We start from the raw sequence: 18070 nt of genomic DNA, 5'->3' as shown, positions 1-18070 counted from the left end.
CCGCGCCCCGGCCGTGCAGGCCGCCCCGGCTGCTCGACACCGCTGGAACGCCCAACCGTCCGACAGCCGGCCCGGCACGGTTCACAACCCTTCGTGCCGGTGGACGGGTGGCGGGGGCGGGACGTCGTCGGGCCGGAGTTCGGGGCCGGTGGCTTCTCCCCGGGCGTAGCGGGCGGCCATCCGGCCCTCCATACTGCCGAGCAGTCCGCGCACCGTGCGGGCGTTGCCGAAGGCGGCGGGATCGGCGAGGCGGGCGGCTCGCAGCCAGCGCGCGGCCCGCTCCGGGACCCCCTCGGCCAGGGTGTAGCCCTCGGCGGCGGCCATCCTGCTCAGGATCTCGACCAGGTCCGCCATGGAGTACTCCGGGAAGGGCACCCGCTCGGTGAAGCGTGAGGGCATGCCCGGGTTGAAGGCCAGAAGTTCGTCCATGTCCCGCGGGTAGCCGGCGGCGATCACCACCAGGCGCCCCCGCCAGTGCTCCATCTCCCGGATCAAGGTGTCGATGGCCTCGGCGCCGAACCCGCCGTGCCCTTTGGTGTCCCGGACCAGGCTGTAGGCCTCGTCGATGAACAGCACACCGTCCAGCGCGTCCTGCACGGCCTTGCACACCAGCGGAGCGGTCTGGCCCACGTAGCTCGCGACCAGGTCGGCCTTGGTCGCCTCGATGACGTGGCCCTTGCGCAGCAGACCCAGGTCGCGGAAGAGCGCCCCGATCAGCCGGGCCACGGTGGTCTTGCCCGTTCCGGGCGGCCCGGTGAACAGCATGTGGGGTGGGAGGAGAGGGCCCCGCTTGCGGAACTCCTGGCGCATCCTCAGTCTGTTGGCCAGGTTCTCCAGCACCTCCCGTACCGGGCCGAGGCCGACGTAGTCGTCGAGTTCGGCCAGGAGGGCCGCCGGGTCGGGTGCCGGGCGGGGCAGGTAGGCGCGGTAGGCATCGGGAATGTCCTCGGCGGTGACCGGCTCCCCGACGTCGCGCCGGACGCGACGGGCCCATTGCTTGGCGACGGCGTCGGCGAGGGTGCGCATCTCCCGGGCGTTGGCGAAGTCCGGGTTCCTGGTCCGGTACATCTCGGCGACGATCTCCCGCAGCCGGTCCGCCGTCCCCTCAGCGAGCAGCAGACCGCGCTCCGCCAGCCGGCGTTCCAGGATGGCCTGGAGCGTGCCGGGGGCGTAGTCGGGGAACTCCAGGATGTTGTCCAGCGGAAACCGGCCGGCGAGGCCGGGGTTGGCCGCGAGGAACTCCTTCATCTTCCCCGGGTATCCGGCGACGATCACGACCAGCCGGCCACGGTCGTCCTCCATGCGCTTGAGCAACGTCTGGATCGCCTCGTCGCCGAATCCGTCCCGCTGGTCGCTCAGTCCGTACGCCTCGTCGATGAACAGCACCCCGTCCAGGGCACGGTCGACCGTCGCGTTGGTCAACTGGGCGGTCTGGCCGACGTATCCGGCGACGAGGTCACTCATCTGCGCTTCGACGAAGTGACCGCGGCTCAGCAGGCCGAGATCCCGGTACATTTCACCGACCAGTCGCGCCACCGTGGTCTTTCCCGTACCCGGGTTTCCGGTGAACACCAGGTGCAGGGCGGGCGGCTCCGCGCCGGTGGCCCGCCCGAGGGCGCGCAGTTCCGCCGCGGCCTCGGTCTCGGCCCGCAGCTGCTCGAAGTGTTCCAAGAGCATGCCCATTCCGGGCATGGACTCCAGCCGTTCCCACGGGGTGCGGCCGTCGGCGGACACGGTGCCGAGCCACTGCCGTACCGTGTCCCGGCTCAGCGTCCCGCCCTGTCGGGCCAGTCGGGCGAGCCGCGACTGCCAGGTGAGGGCCTTGCCGGGGTGGGCCGCCATCGCCTTGACGATCGGGTCGAGTTCCACCCAGTCGGCGATGCGCAGATCCTGCCGAAGCCGCACCGTGTGGATCAGCCGTTCCAGCTCGGCGGCCTCGGGGTGGCCGACCCGGAAGGTGCCGCCACGTCCCGGCGCGGCCCGCTGGTCATTCACGAAGGTCTCCAGGAACGGGAAGCTCCCGCGCACCCGCAGGAACTCGGCCACGTCGCCCAGGGTCGCCTTGCGGAAGACCAGAATCCACAGGTTGCGGTCGTCGCCGTGGTGCGCCCACCGCTCCATGGCGCCCGCCAGCTGCCGTGCGGCCCTGGTGTGGTGCAGGATCTCCTCGGCCTGGGAGAACACCACGGCGGTGCGGTGCCGCGACTGGCGGAGATAGCCGGTGAGGGTCATGACTCCGAACGGGTCGGATATCCCCGTCGACGGCGCAGGGGGCGCCGCCCCGCCACCGCTGCCGCCGGGCGGCGGTGGAGCGGGATGCGGCTCCGGGCCGGCGCGGGGCGTGAAGTCCCGTACCAGCAGCCCGTCCAGTGGGCCCCTGAGCTGTGGATGACGCATGGTGCGCCGGTCCGGCGCCCGGGAGGCCGCGGCTGCCCGGGCAGGGGCGCGCCGGGACAGGTCGCGGGAGGCGCGGTCACGGAAGTACACCGGATGGTCCAGGGAGCTGAAGACGATCCGCTCGAAGCCCTCGGCCCGCAGCAGCCGCCACAGGGCCTGTTCCAGGACGCACACCTGGTAGGCGCTGTCGACGAAGACATCCCCCACGCCGGGTCCGTAGAGGACGGTGAACGGCTCACCGCTGTGCAGAGCGGCCGGGTCCAGCCGCTCCGTCGTGGGACCCGGCACGGACGGTGTCTCCGCAGCCGTCGCGGTCATTCTGCCGCCTTCCTCGACTGCCTCTGCTCGGCGGGACGGGGAGCGGGGCGCGGGGTGGGGTGGGGAGCGGGCCGCGGGGTGGGCAACTGACCGCCGCCGGGCGTGTCCGGCTCGCACTCCGGCGCCGACACACGGTGGCCGTCCGCCTCGAGCGCCTGCTGGATGGCCCGGACACGGTCCATGAGTTCGGCCTCGGCCGTGACATCGTGGTCGTAGGACACCACCCGGATCACACACTGGTCCGAATCCCGTTCCGCCTGGGAGACGTCCACCACGATCTCGTTGCCGTTGGCGCCGTTGCGGAGCTTGGCGTAGTAGCTGCCGCGGGCGTCGGCGTTCTCGTACTTGCCGTCGACGAGGTCGTAGTACGCGTAATCGCTGAGGGTCTGGGCCACCGCGTCGGCGAGGTTGACCCGGATCTGCGAGGCGAGGTGACGCATGCCCGCCCGCTCCACCGTGCCGCCCAGGGCCTGCTCGAGCCGGGTGGCCTCCTGGTCGCGCAGGCCGCGCAGCTCGTCGGTGTCCGTCACGTCGTCGCGGGCCCGGGCCAGGGCGTCGGCGGCTTCCTGGCGCAGCTCGTCGAACTCGCCCTCCGACCAGTGGACGACGTCCAGCCTGTACCCGGCCAGTGCCTCACCGTCCGGCCCGATGACCGGCCGTTGCTCATTGCCCGCGATCAGTCTCTCGACACGGACCAGGGCTTCGACCGCCTCCGACTGGGCCGAGCAGCGCTCCAGTTCCCGGTGCTCGGTGTCCACCCGCAGGTCGCTCAGCGAGTGGAAGGTCTCCTGTGCCACAGCGAGGGCGGCCTCGAACCGGCCTTCCGCCACGTTGTGCTCCACGGTGGCGAGCCGTCCGGTCAGCCGGTTCAGTGCGCCGGGCGCGTACCGCTCGTGCGGCAGAGTGTCGGCGATCAGTGCGGCCATCGTGCGAGCGTCCGCGAGCCAGGCCCGCACCATCTCCTCGGCGCGCGCCTCGCCCGCCTTGATCACTTCGATGTCCTGGGACAGCCTCGTCATCTCTGCGCGGCGCTCGGCACGTTCGGCGGCCAGCGCCCGCGTGGTCTCCTCGTGCTGCCGGGCCAGTTCCCGGCGGGTCTCCTCCCGGATCCGGCCGGCGGTCTCGTCCAGCGAGCGGTGCAGGTCCGCGGCCTGCTGCTGGAGCCGGCGCGTGGTGTCGGCCTCCAGTTGCCGGGTCTGGTCGCTGAGCGCGCGAACGGCTTCCTCGTGCCGGCGCTGTCGCTGCTGGACACCAGCGAAGGTGCGGTCGATGTCCGCGCGTGTCTGGGACCGTACGTCCTCGATCAGCCGGGGGATGTTGCGCTGCACCTCCTTGAGCTGCTGCGCCTTGCGCTGAATGCGGTACCACTCCGACTCGTCGACCTGAATGCGCTTCCTACCGCTCATGGTGGTGCTTCCTTCCTGGGGACGTACGGGGTGACGTGCGGGGTGGCGTAGAGGCGCGGACGGCGTCGACCGCGCTGTCGAACGCGGTGAGCAGCCCGGTGGGTGGTACGCCGATGAGCAGGGCCTCCCGGCCGGTCACGGCGATCTCGGCGGTGCGGGGCCCCTGAGCCAGTTCGTGCCCGTGGACCGCCAGGCGGTCGGTGAGGTGGTGGATCCGCTGGTTGGAGCTGCCGCGCAGGCCCCGGCCGTCGTTCAGCGCGGCTACGTAGGTACCGTCGATCAGCACGTCGACGGCGGCGAGCAGGTCCGGTACGCCGGGCGAGGGAGGCCGGGTCAGCAGGTGCTCCAGACGGTGCCCGCTGAAGCAGATGACGGAGACGTCCCTGATCAGCCGGGCCTGGCAGACCAGCTCGGCCAGGCCGCCGGCCTGCTGCATCGGCTCCCCTCCGGAGAGGGTGAGACCGGTGACCCGGGGGTCGGCCAGGAGTTCCGCCGCCAGCGCGCCGGGCGCGACGTGCCGTGCCGGACGGTCCGGGATCCAGTCCGGGGCGATGCAGCCGGCGCAGTGGAAGGGACATCCCTGCACCCAGACGACGGACCGTACGCCCGGCCCCAGCGCCTCGGTGCCGATGTGTGTGGCGGCGACGTTGAGCACCGTGGTGGTCATCGCGGCCGCCCGCCCGTGGAGGTGACGCCGTCGGCACGCCGCTCGGGCAGATAGGTGAACGACACTCCGTTGACCACGACCTGACCGCCGGGCCCGCATGTGGCGTCGCTCTCCCGGCCGGCGGATCCGTCCGGTGTGTAGCGGATCCGCAGATCGACCCGCGGTCCCTGCTCGGTCGACCGGCGCCGTCCGCGCACCGAGCCCCGTCCGCCGACCGCGTGTGGGCGCAGGTCCACCCGGCGCCCGTTGAGCTGGATCCGGTCGGGCAGTTGCCCGCCGTAGACCGGGGTCAGCAGCAACTCGCCGCTCAGCCGGGGCCGGTTCGTACGCCGCCACCGGAGCCAGCAGGCCAGCAGGACGGCGAACATTCCCGTGAGGAGGGCGGGCAGGAGGGCAGCGGATCCCACCGTGGCCCGCAGCGGCAGCGGTGCGCCGGTGACCTGGACCCGGCGCGGTACGTCCAGGCGCACGTCCGCGGCGAGCGGCCGCTCCCAGTCGGAGCTGACACGTCCGGCCACGCTCAGGCGGGCGTCGGTGTCCCGGTCCCGGCGGAACGGCAGCGGGCCGTCCGAGAGGGTGCCGCGCACCCTCACGGGGAATGTGCGGGACTCCCCCGGGCCCAGGGTCACCAAGGACGGCAGGCCGGAGATCCGCAGGTCGTCGCCCGGCACCGACACGTCCAGGCCACTCACGCTCAACGGCACGTGACGGGCCGTCGAGCGCAATGTGAGGCGCGCGGTGACCGAGCCGCCGGTGATGTCGCGGCGGGGGCCGTCGGACCAGGACGCGGTGATCCCCTCGCCCTCGTCGCCCGCGAGCAGGAGTCCCGCCTTGCGCGCCCGGGCACCGTCGCCGGCCCGCTTCAGGTATCCGCCGAGGTCCTCGATGCTGTCGGGGCGCAGCACCGTCGTGTCGTCGACGACCTCCCCCAGCAGCTCGGCACCGGTGGCGCCGTCGCCCAACGGCAGGGCGTATCCGGCCAGCTCGGTGCCCTTGCCGATGTCCTGCGCCCGCTCGTGCAGGTCGGTCCAGGCCGCACCGGTCGACTTCGGGTAGCGCGATCCCTTGGGCGGACTGTGCTCGCCGTCGGTGAGCAGCACCACCGAGGCGACCTCGGCGGCGTCGTCCCGTTCGAGTTCGCCAAGCGCGCTGTTCAGGGCCGACCCGACGTCCGTCTCGCCGTCGGGGTCGGGGGACGCGGGCAGCCGGGACATGATGGCGTCGGTGTCACCGCCCGAGCCGACGTAGCGCGGCTCGGTGCTGGAGTCGAAGGTGAACAGCGCGATGTGGTCCTTGGCCGACAGACCGTCGAGGAACTGGCGCAGGGTGGAGCGGACGGTGTTGTACCGGCCTTTGTTCGCCATCGAGCCGGAGGTGTCCACGAGGACCACGTAGTCGGCCGGTTGTTCGTCCAGTCCCAGGGCGTCGTAGATCTCGGCCCGGGACGGAGCGGTGTCGGCGGACGCCGTGGGCGCGGCGAGGGGCACGAGGGCCAGGAGGCTCGCGGCCACCAAGGCGCCCCGGGCTCGCCCGGCGCGGCGCCGGGCAAGGCCGGCCGTTTCCTTGGACGGGGGCACGGCCGACGGCCCCCCGGCGGATGACATCACGAACGAGCTCCCTCGATGTCGGTCGGCAGGGCGCCGAGCGGGTGTTCACTGGGCGTCCCGGAACCCAGCGGGTGCAGGACGAGACGGGCGGTGCCGTCGACGGCGATTCGGACGCCGACGTGGTAACGGGCTCCCTCGGCGCTCGCGGGGACCGTCAGAGTTCCGATCTGTGTCGCGTTGCCGCCCCGCGCGTCGCGTACGTGTATCCGCACGGGTCGCGCGGCTCCCGAGCCGATCGGCCTGGTCCGTACGCGGACGCGCCGGCCGCCGGTCTCGGCGAAGACGGTCGCCCCGCCCGGTTCCAGCGCTCCCGCCGGGCTGACCAGCAGATCCTCCGCTTCGATCTCGCCGCCCAGGGTCCGGTGGGTGCCGACGTAGACGGCGTACGGATACCGGTCGGCGGGGTCGACCCGCCCAGCGGCGACCAGCGCGGCGCCGAACGAGGCCGCCAGGGCGGGGTCCACACCGCCGGGCAGCGCGACCGGCGCTCGGTGATGCTGCGTCAGGTGGCGCAGAAGCGTACCCGACCGCGCCACGCCGCCCACCGCGATCAGCGGCGGCGCCGAGTCGTCCCCCGTCTCGTCGAGCACGGCGTCGAGCCCTGCGATGAGCCGGTCGAGGGCCCGCCGGAGCACCCCGACGGTGATCTCTCCACCTGCCACCTCGAGGACCACGGTGTCGTCGTACCGCCCGGGACGGCGGGCGCTGTGACCGAGCGCGACATCGAGTCGCTGCTCCGCGCCGTCCCGGGTTCTGGCCCGCGCGAGCGCCAGGCGGGTGGCCTCGTCGTCCGGCAGCCCGGCGCCGGTCAGCAGCGCCGTGTCGAAACCGGCGGCGAAGCCGTCGCCAGGGGCTTGGCGTGCCGTGCCGGTCACCGCCACCGAGCCGGGGGCGAGCGCGCACACCGATACCTCCACTGCGGTAGCGCCCAGGTCGCACACCAGATACCGGTGTGCGGTCGCCGTGCCCGCGTGCCGCAGGAGGGCCAGGACCGCGTGCGGGTGGCTCAGCGTCCGTAGCCGCGGCATGGGGTCGGTGCCGTGGAGGGCGGTCAGCACGTCGGTCGCCCGGCGCGCGTGGGTGGCCCGATCGTGCTGCGGGACGACGAGTACCACCTGCTCGGGGGTGCCGTAGTGCTCGCGGTACACGGCGTACGCGGCCCGAAGGGCAGCAGCAGGGTGGCCTGCCGTGTTTCCGGAAGCGGGCAGGCCCTCCCCCGGCACCTCACCGGGCAGCGCGGCCAGGGCCGGTGTGCCGTCCGAGCCGACGTGGGCGACGCGGGTGAAGCGGCCGCCCGGGTCGATGGCGATGGCCGTGGGAGTCGTCATCGCCGCATGCCCTGGAACCAGTCGGGGCGGCGAAACACAGGCCACCGCGCCTTGTGGCCCGTCCCTTGCGGCGCCGCCGGCAGGGGTGCGGCGGTCTGGGGCGAAGCTGTCTGCGGCGGCGCGGGAGCGGTCACCGGCGGCGCACCGGCCGGTGGCAGGGCGGTGAGCGGTGCCGTGGTGGGCGGCGTGCCGGTGAGCGCACCGTGGAGCCGCTGGTGTTGGTAGGTCTCCTCCGCGTGGAACCGGTCCAGCAGGTCCGCGACCGCCCGGGTCCCCTCGCTCCGGCGCAGCGCGCTGTAGAGGACCAGGTCGAGGTTCGGTGCCGTCCGGTGCAGCGGCGCCGCGAGGGAGTAGGCGATCCACGGGCCGTTGGCCCGGATGAAGTCCGCGATCGCGGAGAGCAGTTGGGGGCTGAACCTGCCGCCGGGAGCGGCGGTGGCGATCAGCCGGGCCAACCGGTCCATCGGCTGCTTCTCACGCACCGCGCGGCCGAATTCCCACACCGATGTGAGCCAGCTGAGGTGGTGGCGCCGGCTCAGGTCCCGCACCAGGTGGTCGGGCAGGTCGAGGCGGAGCCAGCGGGCGTGCGCCTCGGTGAGCCGTCGGGCCAGGCCGTCCCGGACGAGGGATTCGGTGGAGACCCGCTGCGCCATCAGCAGTTGGAGCACACGCCAGCTGTGCGGATCCGGCTCGTCACCGAGCAGGGCTTCGACCGCCACCGCTGTGGAGGTCTGGTCCGTGTCGACACGCCGGCTCAGGGCCGCGGCGTACGCCTCCTGGGCACGGGTGTCGGTCAGCCGTCGGGCGCGGGGCATCCCGGACGGGATCCTGGAGCCGTCCGCCGCGTGTGCGTGCAGAGCGCGCAGCAGGTCGGCGTCCGCCGCGACCTCCGGTGCCAGGCTCGCGCCCTCGGCCGGGGCGAGCCTGTCGAGCGCGGGCAGCAGCCGTGCGGACGCCTCCCGGCTTCGGGCGACTTCGCGCAGGCGGGGCCACATCAGATCGACGACCTCCGGCCGTCCCTCGGCCGTCGCCAGTTCAAGGGCGGTCTCCCACGCGTCGTCGTGTGCTCCGACGAACTCTTCGGCGTCCTCCGCCGTCGCCTGCGCGAAGCCCGCCCGTCCGGTGAGGGCCGCGGCGAACCGCGGCCATCCGGTGACGCCGCCCGAGGCGCCGCCGACCGCTCGCGTCGCCAGCCGCACGAGCGGCGCCAGGTCGCGTGTCCTGTCCTCCAGCCAGCTGCTGAGCCAGGCCAGCCCCGCCTCGCGGGAACGGATCAGGAGGGTGTCGGCGGCCTCCGGTGCCCGGCCGAACGTCTGCTCCGCCCAGTAGACGAGGTATCCGGTCCATTCGGGCCTGTGCTGCGGGGCTGACACCAGAGCGGTCAGCAGTTCGTCGAGTGCACCGGGCCGTTCGGCCTCCAGGGCGTGCATCAGTCCCAGATGGCCCCGCGCACGCTCGAACGACTCCTTTGTCCCGCCGCCCGCGACGACGTCCTCGGCCAGCAGGTGCGGGAGGGACCGGCTCCAGTGCCGCAGCAGCAGCGCACGCGCGGGCCCGCCCTCCGGGCCTTGCGCGCACCGGGCCAGGAAGGGCAGGAGCACCGCGAGTCGCACCTCGCCGAGGGACTCCACCGGGTACCGCTCCAACAGCCGCTGTACGTCGTGCAGGTCACCGCGGCCCTGCCGGACGGCCTCGATCACGGAGTCCAGCAGGTCGGCATCGCGCAGCGCCCGCAGTGCCTCGGCCGGGTTCTGCACCGGGATGACCTCGGTCCAGCCCAGCAGGTGCTCGACCAGTTCGGCGGTGGGCCGGGGTTTCGCCCGCAGCCGGAGCAGTTCGCTCAGGTAGGTGCGGGCGGCGGTGCCCTGCGGGTCGGGCGGGCTGCCGGTGCCCGGCCAGACCTCCACCTGCCCGGTCTTAGGGGTGGCGGTGAAGACGAGCCGCAGTGCGTGGTCGGACTGCCCGGCCCAGGTCGCACCGCTCAGCCAGGCGCGGCAGCCGTACGGCAGGAGAGCGCAGACAGCGTCGAGGACACGGACCCGTTCGGTGACCTCCGGGAGTGTCGTCCCGGAGGGCGGGACGATCGCGACCCGCCGGTTGTCCAGGAGCAGGGCGGCGACGCGTGCTGTCCATTCGAAGCCCAGCTCCTCCGCCTGTGCGGCGAGTTGCCCGGCCTGCGGCCGGGGCGGGGAGAGGGGCACCGGCCTCCCGCTGGTCGGCGGTTGGCCGTCGTGTGGCAGCGCCTGGTCCAGCGCGGACCAGGTCAGCCGGGCAGCGCCTGCCTGGGACCAGTCGAGGAGGAACAGTCGCCAGGTGTAACTGGGGGCGCCGGTCCCGTCCCGGCTTCCGTCCCAGGTCGTCTCGACGGTCGCGCAGACCGGGGTGGGGTCGGTGCGCACGCTGCCGAGGAACACACGCCAGGGCAGTGCCGCCGCCGGTTCGCGGCTCTCGGGGGTGCCGGTGGCGGCAGCCCACAGGTAGGACTCGGCCCGGTCCGGGGGCAGGCTGCCGTCCAGCACCTCGTATCCCATGACCTGGCCCGGGTGCTTGCCCAGCACGGCCCAGTGGGCGGCCAGCCGGTCCTGGCCCTGCTCCTCGTTCACCGCCGCCACCCCTTGCGGGCGTCGCGGACGGTACGGATCTTGCGTTCCAGGTCCGTCAGCGGCTCCAGCACGTTGATCGGCTCGGGGGAGGTGCAGATCCGGCGCACTCCGTCGACGATCTCCTCGTTGGCGTAGTTGCGGTAGTCGAAGACGTGCTGCGGGTTCAGCCGGAACCCGATGGCGGACGTCGCGTAGTAGGTGATGCGGTCGGGGTGGAAGAAGTTCGCGAGCCCGTCGCGCACCAGGCGCGCGGTGGAGCCGCGGAACTCGTCGCACAGCCACTGGAAGTAGCGCTCGCTGAGGTGCTCGGGTATGCGCGGCAGCTGGGAGCCGACGGTGTCCTGGGTGACCCAGCCTGCTTCCACGGCGGGCCGGAAGACGTCCGGGTGGTCGAACTTGGCGACACAGACCGACACGTGGTGCGGCAGCCGGCCCCGGTAGTGGCCGCCCGCGTCCCTGATCCGGGTGTTCAGTTCGTTCAGCGTCGAGTAGAAGAAGGTCAGGCTCTGGGTCAGTTCCTGGGCGTCGCCGAGCGGGTCGAACAGGTAGATCAGGCCCTGGGAGCGGGCCAGTTGGTCGACCACCTGGGTCTGGAGGGGGTTGTTCGGCCGGAACGCCTCGCCCGGCGCGTCCTGGATCTCCAGGACGAAGCTCGGTTCCCGGGTGCGCCTGCGCATCATCCCGGTGCCGGGTTCCTGGCCCTGGAACGACCAGCTCATGCCCGTGACAGCCACGGTGCCGCCGGGGAACTCGCGCTGGATCGCAAGCTTGGACACGCTGTCGCTGAGGAACGTGTTGGCCTCCGCGGTCATGCCGCTGATCAGCCAGTTGCCCTGCCCGTGGCGCTGGTACTGCATCGCCGCGATGGGCAGTGCGGCCAGGTACGTGGTCTTGCCGGAGCGCGGCGCGCCCCACAGGCCGATGCGTACGCGGTCCGCGGCGGTGCCGTCTTCCTGGGGGGCTGTGGGGATCCGCAGAGGTTCGAGGTTGCCGTCCTGCACGGGTGGCATCGGCGGCGGGAGGGTGGGCTGGGACGGATAGGCCGGCGCGGGGCCGGCGTCCGTCCGTCCGGGGGCCTGGGGCGGTACTACGCGGGGAGACCACCGGGTGCCGGGCTGCTCCGGCTCGGCGGGCTGCGCGGCTTCGGCGGGCTGTGGGCCGGCCGGACCGCCAGCCGGGGTGCCGGTGCCGCTCGGGCCGCCGTCGGGCTTGTCCTCATTGGGGTTGAAGAACTCTGGGGCCATGACGTTCTCCTCGTGCGGAAAAGGAATTCAGAGCAGGGGGGTGGCGAAGGCCAGACGGCAGGGTGGCCCCTCCAGTCGCCAGGGCGGGACGAGCGCCTTGGCGACATCGGCCGCCGAGTCCTGGCCGGGGCGGAAGGTGCCCTCGGCGGAGAGTTCGGCCCAGGCCGCGTCGGTGTAACGTCGCGCCGCGATGCCCGGGTGGTCCTGCGGTGGCGGCCCGGTCTGCGGATCGGCCCTGGTCATCACCTTGACGCCGGCGGAGCGCAGGCGGCCGAGTTCCGTTCGCCAGTCGGCGCCGAGCGGGCAGGCCGGGATGATGCCGTGCTGTCGGGGCTGGCCGGGCGGGCGGCGAGCGACGATCAGGAGGACGCGCCGCACGTCCTCGGAGCTGCCCGTGGCCGCGCCGACGAGCAGAAGTACCGCCCGCAGCGCGTCTTCCAGTGAGGAGGCCATGTCCTGTTCGCGCCTGGCGGGCCGCCAGCCCGCCAGGGCGGTGAGCGTGGCGGGGGCGGGTCCGGCGGGGACCGGTGGCAGCAGGAGGGTGCGCCGGGAGGTGTAGCCGTTCTCGTGGATCTCGTGGTCGTAGTGACCGATCGCCCCGGTGCGGATCGCGGCACCTGAAGCGTCCTGCCCGGACAGTGTGGTGAGGAGGTCCCGGGCGAACGCCAGCCGCTCCTGCGTCTCGTCCCGGTCCGCGCCGCTGAGTTCGACCGTGAGGAAGACCTCGAGCCTCGGCGGGCGGAGGATCCGGTGGGGCAGGCGGGTGAGCAAGGCGGGCACGTCGACGGCGGCCGGTCTTCTCGGCGCGTGCGCGCTTCCTTCCTGCGGGGTGACGAGTTCGACTTCGCCGGGTCCGCGCAGGACGAACCGTAACCGGACCTGGGACAGCGCAGCGACGGTGACCTCGTGCACGGTCAGGGGCTCGGCTCCGGTGCCGTCGGCCGCTGGCCTGCCCGCGAAGACCGGCAGGCGCACGGGCTCGGCGCCTGTGACCCCGCCGTGCACGGTGACGTCCGCGACCGCCGTCTCACCACGGCGGAGCCGGCGCCCCGCCGGGAAGAGCACGTGGCTGTGCGTCCGCACGGCACCGGTGGACCGGTCGGCCCGGGCCAGTACCAGTGTGTGGTCGGCGAGCAGGGGCGCGGTGCGCAGCACCTCTCGTACAGCTTGTGAGGTTGTGCAGTCCGCGTCGACGGCGCTGCCCCGCCCGAGTTCGGCTCGGAGGGTGTAGGCGGTACGCACGGCGGCCGCGGCCCGCTCCAGCAGGACCCATCCGGTGCGGGGGGTCAGCAGTACGACGGACTGCTCGTACGAAGGGGGGATGTAGGCCTTGAGCCAATGCAGAACGGTCGTGTCGAATTGCCTACGGGATACGGGAGGCAGTGTTCCGATACCGCCTGCGAGTTGGAATCGGCGGATGCTGTCACGGGAATCGATCATGGGTGCCAGAGAGGGCCATTGCATACTTCCCGCGTCAGCCTGCCGGGGAAGTCCGCCTTCCCCCACCGCCACCTTGATCACATTCACTTCGTCGGGCGTGAATTCGATGAAGAGTAATTCCATGATGCGCCGGGCGAACAGGTCGTCAAGGAATTCCGCGCCGTCCTGCGAACCGGGGTCACCGCGCCCGTACGAAAGATCCGGCGCTCCGGCCGGCGCCTTTCCTTCCGGTCTCCAGGGCCCGCCGCGGATCACGTCCGCGAGTTGGTCGCCGTCCGCGTCGGCCCGGCCGTTCGGCGCCCGGCTCGACAGGGTCGCGGCTCGCACGTCCCACGCGTGTCCGGCCGCCTGCAGTGCGGAGCGGGACTGTGCCACGTCCTCCTCGGTCAGTTCCCCGAGGACCCGGTCGTCCCGCAAACGCCACTGGCAGACCCCGCAGAACTCACCGACTTCCCCGGGATTTCTGCACACAGGGCATGCCTGATCGACATGAGATTCCGTCACCCCACTCCCCCCGATACGACGGCCGAAGATCTCTGTGGGCCGTCGCTTGATCCCCCTGAGCGTCGTAGCGGATCCCCATCCGCACGCACGCCAGCCAGAAGCACTCGCTCCGGAGGGCCTCATAATGGCACAAGTGCAGGCCGTGGGATGCCCTTTGGCGGGGAATTCCGGAACTGCAACACGCCAGTACGGGGAACTTTTGTTCCCTTTTCCGGTTGGGGCGGATCGCTCTTCCGTTACGGGAGTGACTCAGGGGACGGTCTTGCCGCCCTGTACCGCCACGCGTGCATGCCGAGCGCGCGGGGAAAACGGCGGGTTAGCCGAGGCAGACCGGGCCGCCGTCGAGGCCTACGTGTACGACCAGCTCGGCGAGAAGATCAAAAAGTCCTACTGCTCACAGTGCCCCTTCAGCGGGGTCTGTGCCTCCCGCGACCGGCACGAGGAGCGACTGCGCGAACACCCGCACGTCGCCGCCGAGGTACTTCCCATGGAGTTCGTGTCCCAGGCCCTCAACGAGCAGATGTCGCTGTACGGCCCGGCCGGCTCGCTCTACCAGCGGCTCGCCGAGGACGGCCGCAACAACCCCGTCCTGACCACCTTCGAAACCGCACTGGACCAGGCCGAGTACGCCGTCTACGAAATCCGCCGCATGACCTTCATCGGCCGGACCAAGGAGTGCCGAACCCACCACGGCAAGAAGTGCACCCGCCCGAAGTGGTGGTGCCACATGAAGCGCACCGCCCGCTGTCGACGCAACCACCCCCCCGGGCGGCTACACCGACCCCGAGACCGAGGAGTACATCAAGCACCCGCCCTGGTGCTCCGGCCCCGAGGGCTGCCGCGGCAAGGTCAAGAAGGGCCAGTCCTGGCGCTCCCTGCGCACCGTATGGGTCGGCGACCGATCCACCGCCCGAGATGCTCGTCCGCCGCTACGCGTCGAAGAACGCTGACGTGAAGCTCACCATCGGCGAGCACTCCCACATCCGCCGCGCCCACTGCCTGCTGCCCACCGACGGCCTGCCCTCCGCCGAAGCCTTCCTCGTCGCGGCCCCCGCCGGCGTGGTCGACAAGCAGCGCAAATCCTTCGAGGCCCGTTGGCGAGACGTCACCGGCCGGACGGGCACCGTCTTCCGGCCCGTGCGGGAGCTGCCCAAGCCCGCCCCCAAGCGGAAGAAGGGAGCACCGATCCCGATCCGCCGGGTCATCGACACCACCGACGTCACGCTCACCGCGTGACGCCTGCCCTGGCCGGCTCGCGGCCGCGCCCCGGGACACATGTCCGGGCGCGGCCGCCGTGCTGTCGGGGGCAGTGGTGTGCCCCCTTCCCGTGAGTGATGAAAGTGCGGTATATTTCTCTTGCTGGTCGGGGTTGGCCAGCACCCCCGAACTCTCGCCTGCACGGCAGCCTTTGATGCTGCGCCGTTCCACTCCCGCCCTCCTGCCGATCGTCGCCGCGGTGACGGACGGCGGAATCGGCACCGTCAACCTCGATAACACCTTCGAGTACCGCGGCAGCCACACGTGGGCGATGGGCGACGTGACCTACCGCGAATACGGCGTCATCGGCACGGGCCACTGGGGCACCACCTGGACCGGATCGTCGACCTGGCCAACCTCGCCCTGAAGTTCGGTGAAGCGACGCTGCGCATCCGCACCGAGCACGACAACGGCGTCACCACCACCTTCCAGACGCTGAAGTTCAGCCCGGCCGGTGTCGAAGCCGTCCAGGCATCCAGCGTGCTGGCGCCGCTCCCGTTCTGACCGCTCCCCGGGGCGGGCCGACGTGGCAGCGGCCGTCCCGGGCCCCAACCGAAGGCGACCTGCTCATCGCCGAACTGGCCCGGCGCGGCCGGCGCGCCTACCTCGGCGGCGACCGCGGAGTGACGTTCCTGATCATGATGGCCGATCCGGACGCCCCCGACGACGAAGGATCCGCCTACACCAGCGCACACCTCCTGATGCACGCTGCCGAGCACGCGGACCGCCCCGCCGCCGAGCACACCGAGCCCTGGTCGGCCCACCTCCACGACGCCGAAGGCACCTACGTCGACACCCTCTTCGCAGGCGTCGAAACCCCGCTCGACGCCGAGACGGACACGGCTGGTTCAGTAAGCGAGAGCAGGCAACGTTTATCGACGGGTTTGGACAGCACTTAGCGATCAGTTGGCTCGAAAATGTCGATGAGAACCGACAACGCGTGAGTGCCGAGACTCAGTGCCCCCGCAGGGAGAGGAAAAGGGTTCGCTGAGTGCAGGCCAAGGGCGTTAACGTCCTTGGCTGTGCCCTCAACCACCAGCCCGAGCATGCCCGCCAGGCGCTGACCGACACGGATGCACTTATGGATCGGCTCCCTGAGTGCGAACGGTCGGACACCTGGCTGACGTACGGCGAGCAGAAGCCACGCCTTCCCCACCCTCGGAGACACCCGCCGCGCCCGGGAGAGACAGCAGCTGTCCGCGCCAACTAGCACCATGACGCGCACCCTGCTGAACATCGACGGCGTCGCCTGCGCCCATCACGACGGCGACAGCGATGAGGCGTGCCGTCGCACAGTCGCTGCCCTGACGGCGCTGCCCGTCGACTACCGCACCGGCCTGGTCCGCCGCCGCGCCCTGGACCTGTTCGAGGCGATCCCCGCCCAGCACCACCACGAAGGCGCCATGCGGGAGCTCCGGGACGTCCTCACGGCTTGACGCTGATCGATAGGCGGCGGACCTGCTACGTCAGCACGGGGCGACCCACGGTCCACAGATCGCCGGGGCCGCGAACGAACGCCCTGTGGGCGAGCATGGCCCGCTTCAACTGGGCGGCGGAGATGGTGTGGCCTCGTCGAGCGAGCGCGTCTCGTAGCTCGCCGGGCGTCAGTGCCGAGCCGCAGCGCGCGAGGTACCGGGCCGCGAGCTGCTCGCTGGTGGGGCAGGCCGGCGGCTTCACCACCAGAAGCGAGTTACTGAGCGCCTGGTGCTCGGTCATCCCGGCTTGCGTCAGCTCCAGCAGCGGCTTCGCCATACCCCCTACCTGCGACAGGCGACGTCTCCAGTTGTCGCGTGTCAGGTAGCCGTGACGGTGGCACCACCACAGCAGCCCGCCGACGGCGGCCGTCGCGACCAGCGGGTTGCGCGCGGCGAGGACCCTCAGGCGGTGAACACCGACACCGAACAACTGGAACGCAATGTCGATGAGTACCAGCGCGTTCGCGGCGGTGGCCTCCAGACCGGCCAAGCGCAGCACGCTCTCGGCGACGGGGATCCAGTCCATGACGGCAAACCCGAAGCGGGAGAAGACACTGTCCGCGGAGACGATGACGCACGGCCCCAGGAACTCCGCGAGCGCCATGGTAGACGCGTCGTCCGGGTCACCCCGATACCTCCGCGGCATCGTGGAATCGACTCGCAGAATGTGCCGGGTCTGCGGGGCCAGATGGTCGCGGATCTCCAGGTCGACTACTCGAAGGGTCGGCAAGATCTGCTGATCGAGCACGCGACGCGCCTGATGTTCCGACACCTCGAAGTCGGCAGCCACCTTGGCCAGGTGTTCGTCGACTTCGCCTGGTACGTGCGCCGCAATGTACGGGGTGGCGCGGCCGGTGACGGCTAGCGCTGTGACCCGGTCCTGTCGGTCGCCGCTCTTGGCCAGAGCGCAGGCTTCGACCAGCAGCGCGTTGGTGTCGAGGACTGGCAGCAGCATCCGCCGGTCCAACACCATCGGGTTGAACGCAGCCCCGGAGGGGATGAGCAGTGGCGGTGCCGCATCGGCACGGTCGAGCGTCATGGCTCAAGTGTGGCCGCCGCCAGTGACATTTGGGATAGGCCCCGTCCTGGGACCGGGACGGGGCCTGACTCGCTGGGGGTTTGCCCGGCCGCCGGCCGGCTGACGGATGCCGCTCGCTTGCTCTGTCACAGCGGACGTAGTGCCCAGAACAGCGCATGCCCGCCGTCCCCCTTCGGGGGCGAATTCTTCCTGCTCAACCGTCAGTCCCGCGCGGGTGATCCAGGCACGATCGGTGTCGGCATCTGCGTGGCTCCACCACATGGCAACCCCGCTGTCCAGCCAGTTCTCGTCCATGCCGGTCCACTCATGCTGACCGGTGCTGCAGAGAAACCAGCCGCCGGGCCGGAGCCACGTGGCGATCCTCTCCAGGAGCGGAAGCTGTTCGTCCTGTGGAATGTGAATGAGGGCATAGAGGGACACGACGGCATCGAAGGATCCGCCCGGGAAGTCCACCGAGGTGGCGTCGGCCATGATGAAGTCGGCCTGCGGCACGAGCTTCTGAGCCTGCTGGATCTGCACCTCACTGATGTCGACGCCGGTGACGTGGTGTCCTGCCGCCACAAGGTCACGAACGACCGGCGCTCCGCTGCCGCAGCCCAGGTCCAGCACTCTGCTCCCCTTCTCAAGCCGTGCGTTCAGGCTGGCGATCCAGGATTGGTATTTCGTGTCGGAGTCGTACGTCTCGTCATAGCACCAGCACCAGCACCCGCCCGCGGGGCACCAGCCGCTTCGCTGACGCCGCAGCAATCATCGTCTTCCCCGTGCCACACGCAGCGTGCACCTGA

At 71.5% G+C, this 18070-nt stretch carries 15 protein-coding genes; 4 read left to right on the top strand and 11 right to left on the bottom strand.

The window, feature by feature from the left end:
* Positions 1-81: 81 nt before the first annotated feature.
* The 9 genes from AB0F04_RS35130 to AB0F04_RS35090 all read right to left on the bottom strand — a co-directional run bounded on the left by AB0F04_RS35130 (position 82) and on the right by AB0F04_RS35090 (position 14205).
* Complete coding sequence (locus AB0F04_RS35130) at positions 82-2715, bottom strand: AAA family ATPase (RefSeq protein ID WP_362049610.1); 2634 nt, start codon at positions 2713-2715, stop codon at positions 82-84.
* Positions 2712-4121, bottom strand: a complete 1410-nt coding sequence (locus AB0F04_RS35125; RefSeq protein ID WP_362049607.1) for a hypothetical protein — start codon at positions 4119-4121, stop codon at positions 2712-2714. The genes AB0F04_RS35130 and AB0F04_RS35125 overlap by 4 nt, the downstream gene beginning before the upstream one ends.
* Positions 4111-4788, bottom strand: a complete 678-nt coding sequence (locus AB0F04_RS35120; RefSeq protein ID WP_362049604.1) for a 4Fe-4S single cluster domain-containing protein — start codon at positions 4786-4788, stop codon at positions 4111-4113. Before AB0F04_RS35120 ends, AB0F04_RS35125 begins: the two co-directional genes overlap by 11 nt.
* On the bottom strand, positions 4785-6392 hold the full coding sequence (locus AB0F04_RS35115; RefSeq protein ID WP_362049602.1) for a vWA domain-containing protein: 1608 nt from the start codon (positions 6390-6392) through the stop codon (positions 4785-4787). The genes AB0F04_RS35120 and AB0F04_RS35115 overlap by 4 nt, the downstream gene beginning before the upstream one ends.
* Positions 6392-7723 carry a hypothetical protein gene (locus AB0F04_RS35110; RefSeq protein ID WP_362049599.1) on the bottom strand — a complete coding sequence of 444 codons (1332 nt, stop codon included), beginning with the start codon at positions 7721-7723 and terminating at the stop codon, positions 6392-6394. The genes AB0F04_RS35115 and AB0F04_RS35110 overlap by 1 nt, the downstream gene beginning before the upstream one ends.
* Entirely contained in the window at positions 7720-10326 is a 2607-nt protein-coding gene (locus AB0F04_RS35105) for a hypothetical protein (RefSeq protein ID WP_362049596.1), read from the bottom strand. The genes AB0F04_RS35110 and AB0F04_RS35105 overlap by 4 nt, the downstream gene beginning before the upstream one ends.
* Positions 10323-11570 (bottom strand): hypothetical protein, encoded by a 1248-nt coding sequence (locus tag AB0F04_RS35100; protein WP_362049593.1) that lies wholly within the window; start codon positions 11568-11570, stop codon positions 10323-10325. The genes AB0F04_RS35105 and AB0F04_RS35100 overlap by 4 nt, the downstream gene beginning before the upstream one ends.
* A 27-nt stretch (positions 11571-11597) precedes the next feature.
* The gene (locus AB0F04_RS35095; RefSeq protein WP_362049590.1) at positions 11598-13010 is read right to left on the bottom strand and encodes a hypothetical protein; all 1413 of its coding nucleotides are present in this window, start codon (positions 13008-13010) and stop codon (positions 11598-11600) included.
* Positions 13011-13908: 898 nt separating this feature from the next.
* Positions 13909-14205 carry a hypothetical protein gene (locus tag AB0F04_RS35090; RefSeq protein WP_362049587.1) on the bottom strand — a complete coding sequence of 99 codons (297 nt, stop codon included), beginning with the start codon at positions 14203-14205 and terminating at the stop codon, positions 13909-13911.
* 260 nt (positions 14206-14465) lie between these two features.
* Between AB0F04_RS35090 and AB0F04_RS35085 the strand changes: the two genes are divergently transcribed.
* From AB0F04_RS35085 to AB0F04_RS35070, 4 genes are all read left to right on the top strand, one after another.
* Positions 14466-14750: a hypothetical protein gene (locus tag AB0F04_RS35085; protein ID WP_362049585.1), complete on the top strand. Its 285-nt coding sequence runs from the start codon at positions 14466-14468 to the stop codon at positions 14748-14750.
* Positions 14751-15035: 285 nt separating this feature from the next.
* Positions 15036-15275 (top strand): hypothetical protein, encoded by a 240-nt coding sequence (locus AB0F04_RS35080; protein WP_362049582.1) that lies wholly within the window; start codon positions 15036-15038, stop codon positions 15273-15275.
* 119 nt (positions 15276-15394) lie between these two features.
* The gene (locus AB0F04_RS35075; protein ID WP_362049579.1) at positions 15395-15670 is read left to right on the top strand and encodes a hypothetical protein; all 276 of its coding nucleotides are present in this window, start codon (positions 15395-15397) and stop codon (positions 15668-15670) included.
* 315 nt (positions 15671-15985) lie between these two features.
* Positions 15986-16207, top strand: a complete 222-nt coding sequence (locus AB0F04_RS35070) for a hypothetical protein (RefSeq protein ID WP_362049576.1) — start codon at positions 15986-15988, stop codon at positions 16205-16207.
* Between the two features lie 25 nt (positions 16208-16232).
* Here the strand turns inward: AB0F04_RS35070 and AB0F04_RS35065 are convergent, their stop codons facing one another.
* Both AB0F04_RS35065 and AB0F04_RS35060 read right to left on the bottom strand, forming a co-directional pair.
* Positions 16233-17285, bottom strand: a complete 1053-nt coding sequence (locus AB0F04_RS35065) for a hypothetical protein (protein WP_362049573.1) — start codon at positions 17283-17285, stop codon at positions 16233-16235.
* A gap of 3 nt (positions 17286-17288) precedes the next feature.
* A complete protein-coding gene (locus tag AB0F04_RS35060; RefSeq protein WP_362049570.1) occupies positions 17289-17894 on the bottom strand; it encodes a class I SAM-dependent methyltransferase in 606 nt (201 codons plus the stop codon).
* Positions 17895-18070: the final 176 nt, after the last annotated feature.

The organism is Streptomyces sp. NPDC029041, from assembly GCF_040637515.1.
Lineage (GTDB): Bacteria > Actinomycetota > Actinomycetes > Streptomycetales > Streptomycetaceae > Streptomyces.
Note: the sequence above shows the minus strand (reverse complement) of the source record. Positions and strands in the feature narration are given on the sequence as shown.

Excerpts from the sequence above, each read along its gene's own strand:
- AB0F04_RS35120 (WP_362049604.1), bottom strand. The coding sequence starts at position 4,788 with ATGACCACCACGGTGCTCAACGTCGCCGCCACACACATCGGCACCGAG.
- AB0F04_RS35095 (WP_362049590.1), bottom strand. The coding sequence starts at position 13,010 with ATGATCGATTCCCGTGACAGCATCCGCCGATTCCAACTCGCAGGCGGT.
- AB0F04_RS35115 (WP_362049602.1), bottom strand. The coding sequence starts at position 6,392 with ATGTCATCCGCCGGGGGGCCGTCGGCCGTGCCCCCGTCCAAGGAAACG.
- AB0F04_RS35100 (WP_362049593.1), bottom strand. The coding sequence starts at position 11,570 with ATGGCCCCAGAGTTCTTCAACCCCAATGAGGACAAGCCCGACGGCGGC.
- AB0F04_RS35070 (WP_362049576.1), top strand. The coding sequence starts at position 15,986 with ATGACGCGCACCCTGCTGAACATCGACGGCGTCGCCTGCGCCCATCAC.
- AB0F04_RS35110 (WP_362049599.1), bottom strand. The coding sequence starts at position 7,723 with ATGACGACTCCCACGGCCATCGCCATCGACCCGGGCGGCCGCTTCACC.
- AB0F04_RS35125 (WP_362049607.1), bottom strand. The coding sequence starts at position 4,121 with ATGAGCGGTAGGAAGCGCATTCAGGTCGACGAGTCGGAGTGGTACCGC.
- AB0F04_RS35065 (WP_362049573.1), bottom strand. The coding sequence starts at position 17,285 with ATGACGCTCGACCGTGCCGATGCGGCACCGCCACTGCTCATCCCCTCC.
- AB0F04_RS35130 (WP_362049610.1), bottom strand. The coding sequence starts at position 2,715 with ATGACCGCGACGGCTGCGGAGACACCGTCCGTGCCGGGTCCCACGACG.